The sequence below is a fragment of the Rhizobium sp. BK008 genome (assembly GCF_014197345.1).
Lineage (GTDB): Bacteria > Pseudomonadota > Alphaproteobacteria > Rhizobiales > Rhizobiaceae > Rhizobium > Rhizobium anhuiense.
On the sequence record NZ_JACIFK010000004.1, the window covers coordinates 81,112 to 96,701 of the forward strand.

General features: G+C 62.5%; 18 protein-coding genes. 7 read left to right on the forward strand and 11 right to left on the reverse strand.

What is annotated here, in order from left to right; genetic code table 11:
* The first annotated feature begins 185 nt into the window (after window positions 1-185).
* Complete coding sequence (locus FHT69_RS18145) at window positions 186-815, forward strand: glutathione S-transferase family protein (protein WP_025570145.1); 630 nt, start codon at window positions 186-188, stop codon at window positions 813-815.
* A gap of 73 nt (window positions 816-888) precedes the next feature.
* On the opposite strand, the gene FHT69_RS18150 is transcribed toward FHT69_RS18145, so the two are convergent.
* From FHT69_RS18150 to FHT69_RS18165, 4 genes are all read right to left on the reverse strand, one after another.
* On the reverse strand, window positions 889-1,128 hold the full coding sequence (locus tag FHT69_RS18150) for a hypothetical protein (protein ID WP_047614263.1): 240 nt from the start codon (window positions 1,126-1,128) through the stop codon (window positions 889-891).
* A gap of 134 nt (window positions 1,129-1,262) precedes the next feature.
* Complete coding sequence (locus FHT69_RS18155) at window positions 1,263-2,177, reverse strand: cytochrome c (protein WP_097630670.1); 915 nt, start codon at window positions 2,175-2,177, stop codon at window positions 1,263-1,265.
* A gap of 135 nt (window positions 2,178-2,312) precedes the next feature.
* Entirely contained in the window at window positions 2,313-2,753 is a 441-nt protein-coding gene (locus FHT69_RS18160; protein ID WP_025570139.1) for a c-type cytochrome, read from the reverse strand.
* A gap of 131 nt (window positions 2,754-2,884) precedes the next feature.
* Window positions 2,885-3,520, reverse strand: coding sequence for a LysE family translocator (locus FHT69_RS18165; RefSeq protein ID WP_183905761.1), 636 nt, complete (start codon window positions 3,518-3,520; stop codon window positions 2,885-2,887).
* 130 nt (window positions 3,521-3,650) lie between these two features.
* Between FHT69_RS18165 and FHT69_RS18170 the strand changes: the two genes are divergently transcribed.
* Window positions 3,651-4,343: a helix-turn-helix transcriptional regulator gene (locus FHT69_RS18170; protein WP_025570135.1), complete on the forward strand. Its 693-nt coding sequence runs from the start codon at window positions 3,651-3,653 to the stop codon at window positions 4,341-4,343.
* 174 nt (window positions 4,344-4,517) lie between these two features.
* On the opposite strand, the gene FHT69_RS18175 is transcribed toward FHT69_RS18170, so the two are convergent.
* Together FHT69_RS18175 and FHT69_RS18180 are read right to left on the reverse strand one after the other, a co-directional pair.
* Window positions 4,518-5,363 carry a metallophosphoesterase gene (locus FHT69_RS18175; protein ID WP_183905762.1) on the reverse strand — a complete coding sequence of 282 codons (846 nt, stop codon included), beginning with the start codon at window positions 5,361-5,363 and terminating at the stop codon, window positions 4,518-4,520.
* A 138-nt stretch (window positions 5,364-5,501) separates the two neighbouring features.
* On the reverse strand, window positions 5,502-6,104 hold the full coding sequence (locus FHT69_RS18180; RefSeq protein WP_008528928.1) for a superoxide dismutase: 603 nt from the start codon (window positions 6,102-6,104) through the stop codon (window positions 5,502-5,504).
* A gap of 212 nt (window positions 6,105-6,316) precedes the next feature.
* Between FHT69_RS18180 and FHT69_RS18185 the strand changes: the two genes are divergently transcribed.
* The 3 genes from FHT69_RS18185 to FHT69_RS18195 all read left to right on the forward strand — a co-directional run bounded on the left by FHT69_RS18185 (window position 6,317) and on the right by FHT69_RS18195 (window position 8,315).
* The gene (locus FHT69_RS18185; protein ID WP_183905763.1) at window positions 6,317-6,643 is read left to right on the forward strand and encodes a hypothetical protein; all 327 of its coding nucleotides are present in this window, start codon (window positions 6,317-6,319) and stop codon (window positions 6,641-6,643) included.
* A gap of 208 nt (window positions 6,644-6,851) precedes the next feature.
* Window positions 6,852-7,505: a class I SAM-dependent methyltransferase gene (locus FHT69_RS18190; RefSeq protein ID WP_183905764.1), complete on the forward strand. Its 654-nt coding sequence runs from the start codon at window positions 6,852-6,854 to the stop codon at window positions 7,503-7,505.
* A gap of 78 nt (window positions 7,506-7,583) precedes the next feature.
* Entirely contained in the window at window positions 7,584-8,315 is a 732-nt protein-coding gene (locus tag FHT69_RS18195) for a sulfite exporter TauE/SafE family protein (protein WP_025570126.1), read from the forward strand.
* Between the two features lie 6 nt (window positions 8,316-8,321).
* On the opposite strand, the gene FHT69_RS18200 is transcribed toward FHT69_RS18195, so the two are convergent.
* A complete protein-coding gene (locus tag FHT69_RS18200) occupies window positions 8,322-8,666 on the reverse strand; it encodes a nuclear transport factor 2 family protein (RefSeq protein ID WP_025570125.1) in 345 nt (114 codons plus the stop codon).
* A gap of 331 nt (window positions 8,667-8,997) precedes the next feature.
* Here FHT69_RS18200 and FHT69_RS18205 point away from each other — a divergent pair, with 331 nt between their 5' ends.
* Window positions 8,998-10,233 (forward strand): multidrug efflux MFS transporter, encoded by a 1,236-nt coding sequence (locus tag FHT69_RS18205; RefSeq protein WP_047614506.1) that lies wholly within the window; start codon window positions 8,998-9,000, stop codon window positions 10,231-10,233.
* Here FHT69_RS18205 and FHT69_RS18210 read toward each other — a convergent pair.
* Window positions 10,230-10,844 carry a TetR/AcrR family transcriptional regulator gene (locus tag FHT69_RS18210; RefSeq protein WP_047614252.1) on the reverse strand — a complete coding sequence of 205 codons (615 nt, stop codon included), beginning with the start codon at window positions 10,842-10,844 and terminating at the stop codon, window positions 10,230-10,232. The two genes, FHT69_RS18205 and FHT69_RS18210, sit on opposite strands and share 4 nt — an antisense overlap.
* A gap of 116 nt (window positions 10,845-10,960) precedes the next feature.
* Between FHT69_RS18210 and gstA the strand changes: the two genes are divergently transcribed.
* Window positions 10,961-11,644, forward strand: a complete 684-nt coding sequence (gene gstA / locus FHT69_RS18215) for a glutathione transferase GstA (protein ID WP_097542722.1) — start codon at window positions 10,961-10,963, stop codon at window positions 11,642-11,644.
* 35 nt (window positions 11,645-11,679) lie between these two features.
* Here gstA and nadE read toward each other — a convergent pair whose 3' ends face one another.
* From nadE to FHT69_RS18230, 3 genes are all read right to left on the reverse strand, one after another.
* Window positions 11,680-12,513 (reverse strand): ammonia-dependent NAD(+) synthetase, encoded by an 834-nt coding sequence (gene nadE, locus FHT69_RS18220; protein WP_047614250.1) that lies wholly within the window; start codon window positions 12,511-12,513, stop codon window positions 11,680-11,682.
* Between the two features lie 140 nt (window positions 12,514-12,653).
* A complete protein-coding gene (locus FHT69_RS18225) occupies window positions 12,654-13,859 on the reverse strand; it encodes an adenylate/guanylate cyclase domain-containing protein (protein ID WP_097595742.1) in 1,206 nt (401 codons plus the stop codon).
* A gap of 31 nt (window positions 13,860-13,890) precedes the next feature.
* Window positions 13,891-15,510: an MDR family MFS transporter gene (locus FHT69_RS18230; RefSeq protein ID WP_097623240.1), complete on the reverse strand. Its 1,620-nt coding sequence runs from the start codon at window positions 15,508-15,510 to the stop codon at window positions 13,891-13,893.
* Window positions 15,511-15,590: the final 80 nt, after the last annotated feature.

Genomic DNA, 15,590 nt, shown 5'->3' on the forward strand with positions numbered 1-15,590 from the left:
GCGTCGGGCATGGTGCGAGCGGTGTTGCGATAACGGGATGCATTAACAAAAAGCCCTAAAGCGCGACGAACGAATCTGAAAGATTGCGACGCGCTTCAAGGCTGGCAGGCACGAGGCGCCCGCCGGGTTTATGCAAGAACCGGTTTCAGCCTACCGACAATTATCGAATTGCATGAGGAGCTTTCATGCCAGATTTCAAGCTACATTGCTTTGCTCTCTCGGGGAACTGTTACAAGGTCGCGCTCTTCTTCGCACTTGCCGGCATCGAGTGGGAGAGCACTTTCGTTGACTATCTGGGCGGCGAAACGCGCACCGAAGAATGGCGAAAGACCATAAACGAGCAGGGCGAAGCCCCTGTGCTCGAACATGGGCAAACGAAGATCAGCCAATCGGGGATCATCCTTGACTATTTGTCGGAGGTGACAGGGCATTTCGGGGCGCAGACAGCCGAAGAACGACGAGACATCATGCGTTGGATTCTTTTCGATAACCACAAATTCACGAGCTATTACGCGACGCTGAGGTTCATGTATGGCCTGCAGAAGTGCGGCGAGACGCCAGTCGTCGAGTTTTTAAGACTGCGGGCTAAAGCTGCCTACGCAATCGTCGACGAACATCTGGCGCGTCGGGCCTTCGTGGTCGGCGACCGGCTGACGATCGCAGACCTCTCTTTGGCGGGCTACGTCTTCATGCCGGAGGAAACCGGGATCGATCACAGCGCCTTTCCGGCTATTGCAGCCTGGAAAGATCGGATCAGAAACATGGCTGGCTGGCGCCATCCCTATGATCTCATGCCGGGTCCCACCTCCCTGTAGACAGAGCATGGGATCTTCCGAAGGCGCCAAGCAACCAAGTGAACGCGCGAAAGCCCTCGCCCGGTTGGCACCGTTATTTCCACTGGGTCCCGTCAGCGGCGGCGCAGCCGTATGGCGGCAGGGAACCGGCAAAGGTGATTTTCAGCTTGGCGCAGCCCCAGCTGTTGATCGGGCCGGGCATGGCATTGTTCAGCGTGATGCCGATTTCATCATAGGGGCTGTCGGTGTTGGTGATATAGCGATACCAGCGGAAACCGGTGAAAATCACGACCGCAAGTGCGATCGTCAGCAGCAGGCGAAGCAATCTTTTCATGATATGTCCTTGAAATACAAACGTCGCCGTTTAGCACCGACATATCGAAGCGGAAAGCGCTGCCGCCGCCGGGCAAAGCGAAATCCCGTAGAAAGATATTATCAACTGCAGGCCGCAGTGACTTCGCCCCACCACTAACGCCCCGGCACGGCCTTCAGATAGGCGGCGATTGCCTCACGGTCGGCGGCCGGGAGATGGGCGATGTTCTGCTGCACATCGACCATCGAGCCGCCGACGGAATCGAAATCGGGCGTGAAGCCGGTTTCGAGATAGCTGGCGATATCGGCCTCGCTCCAGCCGCCGATGCTCTTGGAGGCCGGCGTGATATCGGGTATGCGGCCCTTGCCTTCCGGATTGGGAGCGCCGGCAAGCCATTGATCCGCCGTAAAGCCGCCGAGCGCATCGCGCGGCGTATGGCATTCGCCGCAATGACCGGGACCTTCGACGAGATATTGCCCGCGCTTGATCTTGTCGTCGCTCTCTGCCAGCGCCACGCGCGGCTGGTCGTTGAAATAGAGGAACTTCCAGCCGCCGAGCGCAAGCCGGATATTGAAGGGGAACGGCAGCTCATGCGGCGGCGCGACGTTTGCGCTCTTCGGCAGGGTTTTCAGGAAGGCGTAGATATCGTTGACGTCCTTGTCGCTCATCCGGGAATAGGAGGCATAGGGAAAGGATGGGTAGAGATGCTGACCGCCCGGGCCGACGCCGCGCTTCATGGCATTGCCGAACTCGGCAAGCGTCCAGCCGCCGATACCGGCCTTTTCATCGGGTGAGATGTTCGGCACGTGGAAGGTTCCGAAAGGGCTCTTCAGCGCCAGGCCGCCTGACAGTGTCAGCTTGGCATCACCTTCGGAACCGGGTGCGGCATGACAGCTGACGCAGCCGCCCGCCCAGAAGACCATCTCACCGTTTGCCGTATCAGGCGCGCCGAGATTGGCCCAATGGCTTTCCGGCAGCGGATCGGGTGCGGTGACGAGATAGAAGGCGCCTCCGCCGAGGACGGCGACGCCGATCAGACAGAGCAATAACCGGATGAACCTGCGGACCATGCGCCGCCTCCCCTTTTGCCGAGATTTCCGCGTCGATCGATCCCCCGATCGATCTGCGCAGGCGGAGAATAAGGCGATCCGCGCCGGCGACAAGGCCGGCGCGGATCCTGTATCCAGATGAAAATGGCCTATCGCTCATTTGCTGAGGCGATAGGCCTTGTGACAGCCGCCGCAATTGGCGCCGAGCGTGTTCATCGTGGCGCCGACGGCCGCAGGATCGGCCGGAAGCTGAGCCAGCGCGGTTTCAGCGTCGCTGGAGAGCTTGGCGGCGCGCGCCTTGAAGTCGTCCATGTTTTCCCAGATTTTCGGGCTCGCGCCTTCGTCATTCGTGTCCGTGCCCGGCTTGAACTGGTCGGGGAAGACCTTGGCAGTTGCGGCGATCGTCGTCAGCGCCGCCTTCACTGCCTCGGCGTCATAGGGCTTGGTGCCCTTGGCGATGGCTGCCAAGGCCCCGGCCGAACCGCCGATCTGCTTCATCAACGCAACGCGCGAATCATGAGTGCCGTCGGCGGCGGTCACCGAACCGGCGGCCATGCCGGCCATCGCCAGGGCCGCAGCTACTGCTTTCCAATTCATATTCCTCTCCATTTCTCCTCGGCCAGGGTGGCCGAAGGCCAATCTGCACCGGGAGCATGCCAAAATCCATGCGTCCGGGCAGTCACGTTTTGCCGGATCATCATAAAAACAATGTGATAGGCCGCAGCGGCTCAAGCGCTTTTCCACCCCTGCCAGAAGCTGAAGGCGGAGACCGCAACCAGCAGCAGTCCGGCGAAGCGGCCGACAAAGGCCGTGACGTCAGGGTTGGCGACGAGCAGGTCGCGGCTGCGGCCGGCCGTCATCGCCAGTGTGCCGTAGATGGCGAACTGGGTGACGACAGTCATGACGCCCATGATCAGCCCCTGTATCCAGAGCGGACCATATTCCGGTCTCAGGAACTGCGGGTAGACGGCAAACATGAAGATATAGGCCTTCGGGTTGACCAAACAGGTGACGGCCCCCTGGCGGAAGGCGCGCCAGCCGGAGCGCGCCGTTCCCGGCCCGACCGCCTCGACGGTGATCGAGCTGCGGATCAGCGAAATCCCGATCCAGATCATGTAGGCCACGCCGGCAAAGAGCAGCACGTTGAAAAGCTGGGGCAGCATGGTGACGAGCACGCCGACGCCGGCCGCGCCATAGGCCGAATGTACCGCACCCCCGGCCATGATGCCGCCGGTTGCCGCCAGCCCACGCTTGACGCCGCCAGTCAGCGAATTGGCGAGCACGAAGAACATGTCCATGCCCGGCACGATGATGATGCCGAACAGAAGGGTGAAGAAAAGCCAGAGGTTTTCATGGTAGTTCATGTCAGTTACCGCCTTGAATTTCTGCGGGCCGTTTTCAAAGACCCTGATTGATTTCAATCTGATAGGCGGCTCTATACGGGAACCCAACTGACAGTGTACTGTCAGGAGCGTGGCGGATGGGAGAGGTTAAATGCGCAAGGCCTCTCGGCTTTTCGAGATCATTCAGATCCTCCGGCTGGCAAGAAAGCCGATAACGGCGGCTGACATGGCCGAGACGCTCGAAGTGACCGCGCGCTCGATCTATCGCGACATCGCCGCACTCCAGGCGATGCGGGTGCCGATCGAAGGCGGGCGCGGCATCGGCTACATCATGCGACCGGGCTTCGACCTGCCGCCCTTAATGTTCTCGATCGAGGAGATGGAGGCGATCGTGCTGTCGCTGGCGCTGCTCGACCGGACGGCGGACGAGGAACTGAAACAGGCGGCGCGCCGGGTCAACCGGAAGATTTCAGGCGCGGTGCCCGCCCCGCTGCGCCAGGCGATGGACAACAAGGCGCTCTATGCCTGGGGTTCCATCGCGCAGCCGGCGGGCTTGGACCTGGCGATCGTGCGCCGGGCGATCCGCGACGAACGCAAGCTGATGCTCGGTTACCGCGACGAACTCGGTCGCGCCAGCGAAAGGACGATCCGGCCGGTCGCGCTGATCTATTATTCGCAGACCGCCAATATCGTCGCCTGGTGCGAACTGCGCCAGGCGATCCGCAATTTCCGCAGTGACCGGGTGGAGCACTGCGAGGAGGCCGATGGCTTCTTCAAGGGTGAAGGCGATGGGCTGCGGGAATTGTGGACGAGCGGCTGGACGGAGAAGGCTGTGCCTGCCTGAGGCGAGGTACGAGCAGGCGTCGGTGTCACCTAACATTCCGGCCATGAGGTTGGCGAGACCAGCCCCTCGTCCGCCTGCCGGCACCTCTGCCTGGATCGAGCCACGTGTCTCGACCCCGGTAAGGTTATAGGGTGAGGGGCAGCTGCTCGCGTAAATCAAACAGTAGCGAGCAACCTAATAAGCCAGCGTGCGGCTCTCTTCCCGGCCGAAGCCGCGGATTTCGATGCGGTCGGCATGGACCTCGACGATCGCGAAAGCGTTTTTGGTCTCGGTGTCAACCACGCCCTTGAAATTGACGAAGTGGCAGGCGCCGGCCATGCCGTAATTGCCGACATGGTCGTGGCCGTTGAGATAGGCAATGACATTGCTGCGTGAGGCGAGCAGCGCGACGATGCGTTCGCTGTCCCACATGCCATGCTCGCTCGGCGGATGCACCGGATAGTGATTCATGACGATCACCTTCTCGCCGGCCGCGGCCGCTTTTGCGATTTCATCGCCGAGCCAGGCGAATTGCTCGTCGCTCAGCGCGGCATTCCAGCGATGGGCATTCGCTGCACCCTTGGCCTGCAGCTCCGCCAGCATCTCGGCGGCCAACGCGCGATGAGGATGGCCTTCGGGCGGCGCGAAGATACTGACCTCGTTGCCGTCGAGCACGATGAAGCGCCAGCCGTGGCGCAAGAAGCTGTGATAGGGCGACGGCATGCCGAGACGCGCGGCAACTTCGGAGAGATGCCCCGCCGAAACCGAGAAATCATGATTGCCGAGCAGGAAGAGCGCCTCATGCCGGAGCTTCCGATAGACCGGCAGGATATCGTCGAAGCTTGAAAAGCTGCGGTCGATGACATCGCCGAGCGTCATGACGAAGCTCAGTTCCTCACCGTTGAATGTCTCGATCGCCTCGGCGACCTTGGCGAGGCTGTTGGCATAGTGGCGATCCATGGCCACATGCGGCGCGATCGCCGCATATTGCGGATCGGCGATGATGCCGAAGCGGAACAGGGGAGAATCGGAAGACGACATGGGGGCGTGATTAGGAGCGGTCGGTGACAGGGATGTGACGGCTTTGTGTGAAAACAAAACACCCGGCGCCTGAGACGCCGGGTGCTGAATTCTAAGAGGCGGGCGACATCGCCACCATGGCGGCGAGTCCGGTGCCGCTTACTTCGTGGCTTCTTCGTAGCGTTCCAGGACGTAGTCCCAGTTGATCAGGCTATCGACGAAGGCTTCGAGATATTTCGGGCGGGCGTTGCGATAGTCGATGTAGTAGGAATGCTCCCAGACGTCGACGCCGAGGATCGGGGTGGCGCCGTGAACCAGCGGATTTTCGCCGTTCGGGGTCTTGGAGATCTCGAGCTTGCCGTTCTTAACGGAAACCCAGGCCCAGCCGGAGCCGAACTGGGTGGCGCCGGCATTGGCGAAATCGGCCTTGAACTTGTCGTAGCCGCCAAGATCGGAGGTGAAGGCCGCTTCGAGCTTGCCCGGCAGCTTGTTGCCGCCGCCGCCCTTCTTCATCCACTTCCAGAAATGGATGTGGTTGTAGTGCTGGGCCGCGTTGTTGAAGAGGCCGGCATTGGTGCCGAAAGACTTCTTGACGACGTCTTCGAGCGAGAGATCCGAAAGACCGGCTTCGGCGGCGAGCTTGTTGCCGTTGTCGACATAGGCCTTGTGGTGCTTGTCGTGGTGGAACTCCAGCGTTTCCTTCGACATGAAGGGAGCAAGCGCTTCGTAATCATAGGGAAGTTCAGGCAATTCGAAAGCCATGTCAGATCTCCTCTTGGCAATAGATTGCGTCATCGGCAGGTGTGGCGGAACATAGGAGGGGAAAGGGGGAGAGGCAACCGGCGAAATATCAAAAAACGACCGGCCGGAGGAAAATTTGCCTCAGTTACGGGGCTTTAGTCGCGCGGGCAAATCGCCCGGGTTGCGCGCCGCGAAAACCGCTTCGCCTGTGACGGAGATCAACGGAGACCGATATGAACAGGAATATAATCCAGCTTCTCGCTGCCGCGGTGCTACTTTCGCTCCCAGCTGCGGCGCATGCCTCCTCCGACGATGCCTGGAAGCAGCTTGCTGCCGACGTCGAAGCCAAATGCAAGAAGGCAGCGGTCACGATCGAAAAGCCCAGCGCCACTGTCGATCCCTTCGGCAGCTCGCATTACGGGCTCGCCCTGGTGACGGGCAAACCGAAGGGTGCCAAGGGGCTGATTGTCCAGATCTGCGTCTACGACAAGCAGAAGAAGACCGTCGAGATCGGCAGCGAGCTAGATGCCAAACAGCTCGGGCTGATGCCGGCAAAATAGTCTGCTGCGGGTGATCCACCATGGCAATTTGTGACCTGCGTCACATTCCTGGGGAACCGAAGCCTACCCTTGGGAGTTGAAAGGCTGGGCTTTCGAGCGGATCAGCTTTTTCATGGAAGCGCGCAACCGCTCCAAATCTTTTGTTTTAAGCAATTCCGAACGCAAAACCGCTGTGCACTTTTGCTGGACTTGCTGGGGAGGTGTCGGCATGTCACAGCTTCGCAACCGGGCGGACGATCAGCAGAAAATCTATCAGCGCTGGGCGCCGGTCTATGACCGGGTCTATCGCGGCATCCTGCGCGATGGCCACCGCAAGCTGGCGGCGCTGGCCGCCGCGGCCGGCACCGATATTCTGGAGATCGGCGTCGGCACCGGCCTGACGCTCGGGCACTACCCGCGCCGCTGCCGGGTGACCGGCATCGACATTTCCGAACATATGATCGCGCGGGCGCGCGAAAAGGCGAAACGCGAAAATCTGCAGCATGTGCAGGCGCTCGATGTGATGGATGCGCATGCGCTGAGCTATGCCGACCGGTCTTTCGATGCGGTCTGCCTGCCCTTCGTCATCACGCTCATCCCCGAGCCCGAACGTGCGCTTGACGAATGCGCAAGGGTGCTGCGGCCGGGCGGCGAGATCATCCTTGCCAGCAAGCTTGGCGACGGCGCCGGCCTGCAGGGCGCGATCGAGACGGCGGTGGCGCCGCTGGTGCGTCATATCGGCTGGTCCTCCGCCTTCCGTATCCACCGCATCATCGCCTGGGCCGAGCGCCGCGGCGATTTTGACGCTGCCGAAATCCTGCCGGTCTTTCCGAACGGCTTCTTCAAGATCATCCGGCTGAAACCGCGCGAACCTAACGCCTGAGAGTATTGGCCGCCTGAGGCCGGAACTTTTTTCCCCGCGTCGTTTGTTCTGATACTACCGTTCGCCTGAGGGGACCGCATGACATCGGATTTTTTCTTCTTCATCGTCGTGGGCTTCTGCGCGCAGGTCGTCGATGGCGCGCTCGGCATGGCCTTCGGCGTGCTGTCGACGACGAGCCTTCTCGCCTTCGGGGTACCGGTGGCCAATGCCAGCGCGATGACGCATGTGGCGGAAATGTTCACGACCGCTGCCTCGGGCCTCTCACATGCCTATCACCGCAATGTCGACTGGCGCCTGGTGGCGCGGCTTGCCCCGGCCGGCATGCTCGGCGGCGCGATGGGGGCCTATCTGCTTGCCAATGTCGACGGCAAGGCGATCGAGCCCTTCGTGTCGGCCTATCTGATCGTGATCGGGCTGGTGATTCTCTACAAAGCCTTCCGGCCGCCGCCGAAGCGGGATGTTCGCGACTGGATCGTGCCGCCGGTCGGGCTTTTCGGTGGCCTGCTCGATGCGATCGGCGGCGGCGGATGGGGGCCGATCGTCACCAGTTCGCTCGTCAGCCGCGGCCATGACCTGAAGCGGGTGATCGGCTCGACCAACTTCACCGAATTCGCAGTGACGCTGACGATTTCCCTGACCTTCGTCCTGACGCTCGGCTGGTCGGAGCTCGATTCGGCGATCGGCCTGATCATCGGCGGTGTCATCGCTGCCCCCTTCGGCGCGATCCTGGTCAAGAGGCTGCCGGTGCGGCCGTTGATGGTGGCGGTCTCGATGATCATCATCGGCACGTCGGCGATGCGGATCCTGTAAAAGGGGTTACAGATTCCGGCCGAAATAGACATCCACGGAGGCGATCTTGTCGCCGCGGAAGCGAAAGCTCTCGATGTTGCGGAAGCTGCCGCCGTCCAATTTTTCGGCGCGGTAGCGGACGACCGCCTCGTCGCCGTCAATCGCCAGGAATTCGATGTGAAAGTCGCGGAAGACCGGCTCCTTCGGCCAGCAGCGCTCGAAATACGTCGCTCGGTCGATGTGGTCGTCGCGCGGACTGGAGAAGGTGAAATCCTCCGTCAAGATGGCGCCGACCATATCCTTGCGGTCGTCGAGATAGGCGGCGTAGAGATGACGGACGGTCTGTTCTCGGGATGTGCGCATGTCGCTCATGGCAATCTCCTCGGCTTAACTGATTGCATTATGCAATCGGTCACGTTCTAACACTTTTGCCGGAACGGGTCCAGCTTACGGCGATAATTTCCCAAAGACAGGCCACCGATGCGCAAACGCCGTCTTGAAGGACGGGCGACAAGGCGGTTATATCAGCGCGTGCCCGCCCTGGAACGACGAGCGCATGCTCCGCCAGGCCCGTGCGCTCGACCTCGAAAAGCTCGATCTCAGGACAGTTTTACCCGCGTCGATCTCCTCGCCGCGGCAAGGGGTACATCGTTTCATCGGGCGGGCGGAACTTCGCCGTGCGATCAATGCCGAGGCCGAAAGAATGACCGATACACAATTGGAAGCTGCCAGCGCTAGGCCGGGCTCGATCTACTGGAAGCGCAACCTGGTGATCTCGCTGATCGGCTCCTTCACCACGATCGTGGCGATGACGCTGCTGCTTCCCTTTCTGCCGCTCTATGTCGAGGAACTCGGTGTCAGCGACCATGCGGCGATCGTGCAATGGTCGGGCATCGCCTATGGCGCCACCTTCTTTGCCGCCGCCCTCGTCGCGCCGCTCTGGGGGCGGCTCGGCGATATCTATGGCCGCAAGCTGATGCTGGTGCGCGCCAGTCTCGGCATGACGGTGGCGATCGCGCTGATGGGCATGGCCGGCAATGTCTGGCAGTTGGTGGCGCTGCGCCTCTTCGTCGGGCTTGCCGGCGGGTACTCCTCCGGCTCTATGGTGCTGGTGGCGACGCAGACGCCGAAGGACCGTTCGGCCTGGGCGCTCGGCGTGCTCTCCTCCGGCATCATGGCCGGCAATCTCGTCGGGCCGCTGCTCGGCGGGGCGCTGCCGCCGATCATCGGCATCCGCGGCACGTTTCTCGCCGCCGGCGGCATGATCTTCCTCGCCTTTCTCGCCACGGCCTTGCTGATCAAGGAGGAGAAATCGCCGGCCCGCAAGCAGGCCGCCAAGGCCAGCGGCGGCTGGAAATCCATTGCCGACAAGCGGCCTGTCGTCGCCATGCTGGCAACCGGCATGCTGTTGATGTTTGCCAATATGTCGATCGAGCCGATCATCACCGTCTATGTCGCGCAGCTGGTGGCCGTAGAAGCCCAGGTGACGATCGTATCGGGCGTCGTCATGTCGGCCGCCGCCCTCGGCAGCATTCTCTCGGCCTCGTGGCTCGGCAAGCTTGCAGACAGGATCGGCCATTGGCCGGTGATTTCAGGCGCCCTCGCCGTCGCCGGGCTGCTGTTGATCCCACAGGCCTTCGTCACCAGCTCCTGGCAGTTGATCATCCTGCGTTTTCTGATGGGCGCAGCACTTGGCGGGCTTCTGCCCTGCATCGCCGCCGTCATCCGCCACAGCGTGCCGGACAGTGCGGCCGGCAGCATTCTCGGGCTTTCCATCTCCTCGCAATATGTCGGCCAGGTCGCTGGTCCCATCCTTGGCGGCTTCGTCGGCGGCCATATCGGCATGCGGGCGGTTTTCCTCGGCACCTCCGTGCTGCTTGTCGCCGGCGCTGCCTATGCCTGGGTCGTGCGGCCGCGGGATCGGCAGACATCCGGCTAAGGCGCGCTCCCGCAGATCATCTCGATGCCTGACCGGGCGATCGCTTCCAGCGTCTCGCGGCTGTCGCCGGCGCGGGCGCGGACGGCGAGCGAATGCATGACGGCGGAGGCGAGCCTTGCAAGCATCTGCGGATCGGCGCTTCGGGGAAGCTCGCCCCTTTCCACGGCAAGGCGCATGCGCTTTTCGATCTCGTCGTCGAAATCGTTGAGGCTGCGGCCGAGCACTTCGCGGACCCGCTCATGCTGGACCGCTTCGGCCGATGCCGTGCCGATCAGCAGGCAGCCGCGGGCGGCGGTTTCACCGTGCAGATAGATCGCCAGCGCACCCGCATAGACGCGGGCGATATTGTCGCGAAGCGGCAGTGACGGGTCGAGCGCCTCAATCAGCACGTCCATGCCGTCCTGCCGATACCCCTCCAGCGTATCGAGATAGAGATCCTCCTTGTCACCGAAGGCGCCGTAGAGGCTCGGGCGGTTGAGGTTGGTCGCAGCGCTCAGATTGTCGAGCGAGGCGGCGGCAAAACCCCTGTCCCAGAACACATCCCGCGCCTTGCCAAGCGCCGCCTTTGGGTCGAAGCCCCTCGGGCGGCCGCGCTTCTTCTCGTCCTTCATATTTTGTACCGTTTCGCATTAAATTCTTGACGAAGTTTATTTTATGCGAAACAGTACAAATGTTCAACGCTATCGGCGGGCGGCATCACCTGCCTCCCCAAGGAGAGGAAACCGCAATGAAACTCTATATGCACGCCGCGGCCTGTTCGCTTTCGCCGCACATCATCTGCCGGGAGCTGGGGCTCGATATCGAACTCGTCCAGGTCGACCGGCAGACCCATCGGACGAGCAACGGCGAGGATTATCTAGCCATCAACGGCAACGGCTATGTGCCGGCGCTGATGCTCGACGATGGCAAGGTGTTGACCGAGGGGCCGGCGATCGTACAGTTCCTCGCCGACAGCGTGCCCGAAGGAGCAGCCCTGTTGCCTGAGGTCGGCAACATCCGCCGCAACGAGGTGCAATCCTATCTCAACTTCATCACTGCCGAGCTGCACAAGCCGATGGTGTTGCTCTTCAATCCGATTTATTCCAGCGTTCACGAGGAGATCCGCGCGCTGATATCGAAGCGACTCGCCTGGCTGAACGGCCGTCTTGCCGGACCCTATCTCACCGGCGATGCGTTTACGGTGGCGGATGCCTATCTCTTCGTCTGCCTGAACTGGTCGCCTTGGACCAACATCGATCTCAAGCAATGGCCGGCACTGCACGGCTTCATGGCCCGCGTGGCGGCTCGACCGAAGGTGCGCGAGGCGCTGCAGGCCGAAGATCTCGAGGCCTTCGATGCCGACGGCGTCTATTTTGCGCCACACGCCTATCTCGCCTCATCAGGACGGACCGGCTCGCCGGTCAGGCCGTAAACACGAGGTCGGCCACACCGCGACTCCGAGGGGTATCAGACGGCGTTGACGGCGACCGGCAGGGCACGCTTGTGGCCGGTGGCACGATAGGCGGCGAGGATGCGGCGGCGGGCGATCTCGCCGACCGGCCTGCCTTCGAGGAAATCGTCGATCTCGTCATAGCTGACGCCATAGGCTTCTTCATCGGGGCGCAATGGGCGCTCGCTCTCGAGATCGGCCGTCGGCACCTTGAACACCAGCTCGTCCGGGGCGCCGAGGCGCTTTGCCAGCAGACGGACGCGGCGTTTGTTGAGGCCGGCGAGCGGCAGGATATCGGCGGCGCCATCGCCGAACTTGGTGAAGAAGCCCATGACCGCCTCGGCCGCGTGATCGGTGCCGATGACGAGGCCACCAAGGGCGCCGGCCAGGGCGAACTGGGCGATCATCCGCTGACGGGCCTTGATGTTGCCGAGGATGAAATCCTGCCGGCCGGCATCGGCGAAGGCGAGGCCGCCATTTAGCGCGGCGGCAAGCATCGCATCGGCCGGCTCCTTGATGTTGACCACCATCGAGCGGTCGGCGCCGATCGTTTCCAGCGCCCTCACCGCATCGGCCTCATCTGCCTGGACGCCGTAGGGCAGGCGCACGGCGATGAATTCGGCGGTGTGGCCGCTGTCCCGCAGCTCGCGCACCGCCTTCTGAGCCAGCAGCGCCGCCGTCAGCGAATCGACGCCGCCGCTGATGCCGAGGACGTAGCCGCGCATGCCCGAGGCGACGAGATAATCCTTGAGGAACGCGGTCCGCCGTTCGATCTCGTGCTCAGGGTCGATGTCGGCGGCAACACCCAGTTCGCGGATGATCTCGCCTTGTTCGTCGAACAGCACCGTCATAAGCCTCTCCTCCCACTTACGGAATTTCGGCGCCACTATGGCGAAAAGATGGGGGAAGACGAAACCGTTTCGGGCAGAGCTGCCATGCATTTTATGCAAGTGGGGCGTTGGGGCGCAGTATCTCCGGGCTGGGTTCGCACCTACCGCACGATCGTGAACAGCTCCACCGGATCCGCAAAACCCTTCAGCCTGTGCGCTCCGGCGGACACTACATCCCCTGCCCCGGCCTCCTGACGGAACGGTGCCGACATCAGCAAGGCCTCTCCCAACTCGCTGCAGGCGGTCTGGATGCGGCTGACAAGATTGACGTCGCCGCCGATCAGGGTGAAGTCGAGGCGGCGGCCGGAGCCGACATTGCCGTAGCTGACCTCGCCGTAATGCAGGGCAATGCCGGCCTTCACGCCGATGCCCTCATATTGGAAATGGTCGATCTCCTCGAGGATGGCGCGGGCCGATGCCAGGGCGGCGCCGCAGGAATGGGCGGCATCGTAACCCGGGAAGAAGGCAAGCACGCCATCGCCCATGAACTTCAGCACCTCGCCGCCTTCGCGGGTGATGGCCGGCACGATCCTGTCGAAATAGGCATTGAGCAGGCCGAGCACGGTGCTGCCGGGCAGACGGTTCGACAGTTCGGTAAAGCCGCGCAGATCGCAGAGCAGCAGTGCCGCCTCCATCGATTCGATCTCGTCGCGGCGGATGCGGCCGGCCAGGATGCGGCTTGCCGTCAGCGGGCCGATATAGGTATCGAGCAGGCTGAGCTCGACCTGGCGCAGAATGCGCAGCTCGCTGGTGTTGCGCAGCGCCGGCAGGATGCGCTCGATCACCTGACGCTCGGGAGCGGTGAAGCCGCCAGGCCGCCTGGTGCCGAAGACGGCGGCGCTGACCGGGCCGTCGACGTTGCAGAGCGGCGCGATGACGAGCTGCATCAGGCCGCGATCGGCGAAGACATCGATATGCTGCCAGCGGCCATGCACGCTTTCGCCGGTATCGACGACCAGCGGCTCCCGGGTCTCCATGACCTTGCGCAGCGGCGTATTGGCGATGGCGACGCGGGCGCCGTGTTCCCGGTCGTGGATCTCGACCGGCTCGCCCGGCGCCCAGGCGATGGTGCGGCCGATGAACTCGGGATGCAGCGTCATCAGATGCAGGGTCAACCGGTCGATAGGCAGGCCGAGCGCCTGGAGCCTGCGGCCGAGGCCGGAGACGAGGCCCGCTTCGTCGAGCGCGTGGCATTCATCGCCGGAAAGCCATTCGATGATCGACAGAAGTGCGGCGGCGCTGACGGCATGGCCGGCGGTCTTCGTTTGCAGCCTGTCGGTATCGGGAGCGTAGATCGCTGATGTCATGGCTTTCTCCTCCTTAAGGGAAGGCGGAGCACTAGTGAGCGCCGCCGCCGGAGAGTTGACCGGGTTTTCTGAGAAGCAGGCTTGCCAGCAGGGCGACGACGAGCGCGACGCCGAGCAGGAAGAAGGTGTCGCTGAAGGCCATGATATTGGCCTGCTTGCGTATCTTGAGTGCGATGGCGACGACGGCCTTGTGCCCGGCGAGCGCCTGATCGCTGACCCCATGGCTCATGAAGTAGCCGGTCAGCCCCGCGATGCGATCACGGGTGGCCTCCTCGAAGACCGAGACCGAATTGGTCAGGATGTTCGAGTGGAACTGTTCGCGCTTCGACAGGAAGGTCTGCAGCGAGGCGATGCCGACGGCGCCGCCGAGATTGCGCATCATGTTGAAGAGTGCCGAAGCAGAACCGGCATTCTCCTGCTCGATGCCTGATGTGGCGATTGCCGAAAGCGGCGTGAAGACCAGCGCCTGGCCGATGGCGCGGACGATGTTCGGCCAGAAGAGCTGGTCGCTCGCATAATCGCCGGTCATGTGCACGTTCATGAAGTTCGAGGCGGCGAAGAGAGCAAAGCCGACGACGATCAGCAGGCGCACATCGAAGCGCTTCATCAGGCGCGGCACCAGCGGGATCAGCAGCAGTTGTGGGATGCCCGTCCAGGCGAGAACCATGCCGATCTGCTCGGAATTATAGCCCTGGATGCGGGTCAGATAGATCGGCAGCACGAAGACCGAGCCGTAAAGCGCAATGCCGAGCAGGAAATTGGCGACGATGCCGAAACCGAAATTGCGGCGGACCAGCAGGCGGAGGTTCAGCAGCGGATTGGCGGTCTTCAGCTCGATGATCAGGAACAGCGTCAGCGAGACGGCGGCGATAACCGACAGGCGGACTATGAAATCGGAGCCGAACCAGTCTTCCTTGTTGCCCTCTTCCAGCACGGTCTGCAGGGCTGCGAGGCCGATCGCCATGGTGATGATACCAGGCCAGTCACCCTTGGCGAGCAGCTTCAGGTTCATCGGCGCGCGGTCGAGAGAGGCCCAGAGCAGGCCGACCATCAGCGCGCCGGGCACCAGGTTGACGTAGAAGATATGTTCCCAGCCCCAGTTCTCGGTGAGGTAACCGCCGATCGTCGGGCCGATCGCCGGCGCGAAGGTGGCCGACAGGGCAAAGAGCGCAAGACCGATCGGCTGCTTGGCCTTGGGCAGCAGCGTGATGATGATGGTGAAGGCCATCGGGATCAGCACGCCGCCGGAAAAGCCCTGTATGGCGCGCAGGATGATCATCTGCTGCAGATTGGCCGCGAAGGCGCAGGCGACGGAGAAGACGAGGAAGAGGATGGCGTTGGTGAGCAGATAGTTGCGGACCGAGAAGACGCGCGCCAGCCAGGCGCTCAAGGGGATGACGACGATTTCGGCGATCAGATAGGACGTCGAGATCCAGCCGCCGTCATCGGTGCCGGCGCCGATCGCGCCCTGGATATCGGCAAGCGAGGCATTGACGATCTGGATGTTGAGGACGGCCATGAAGGCGCCGAGTGTCGAGCCGACAACGGCTGCCCACATGCGAAGCGGGCTCATGGCGGCAGGTGCCGCGGGCGCTGCGGCGGCGGGGCGCGCAAGCGAATTGCCGTTTGCGGCGATCTGAAGAGTGGCCATGGCTTATCTCCTTCCAGCTCTCGCGGGAAACTTTCTCATGACGGGGTTCGGGTGATCATTCGGGGAATGATCGAGATCAT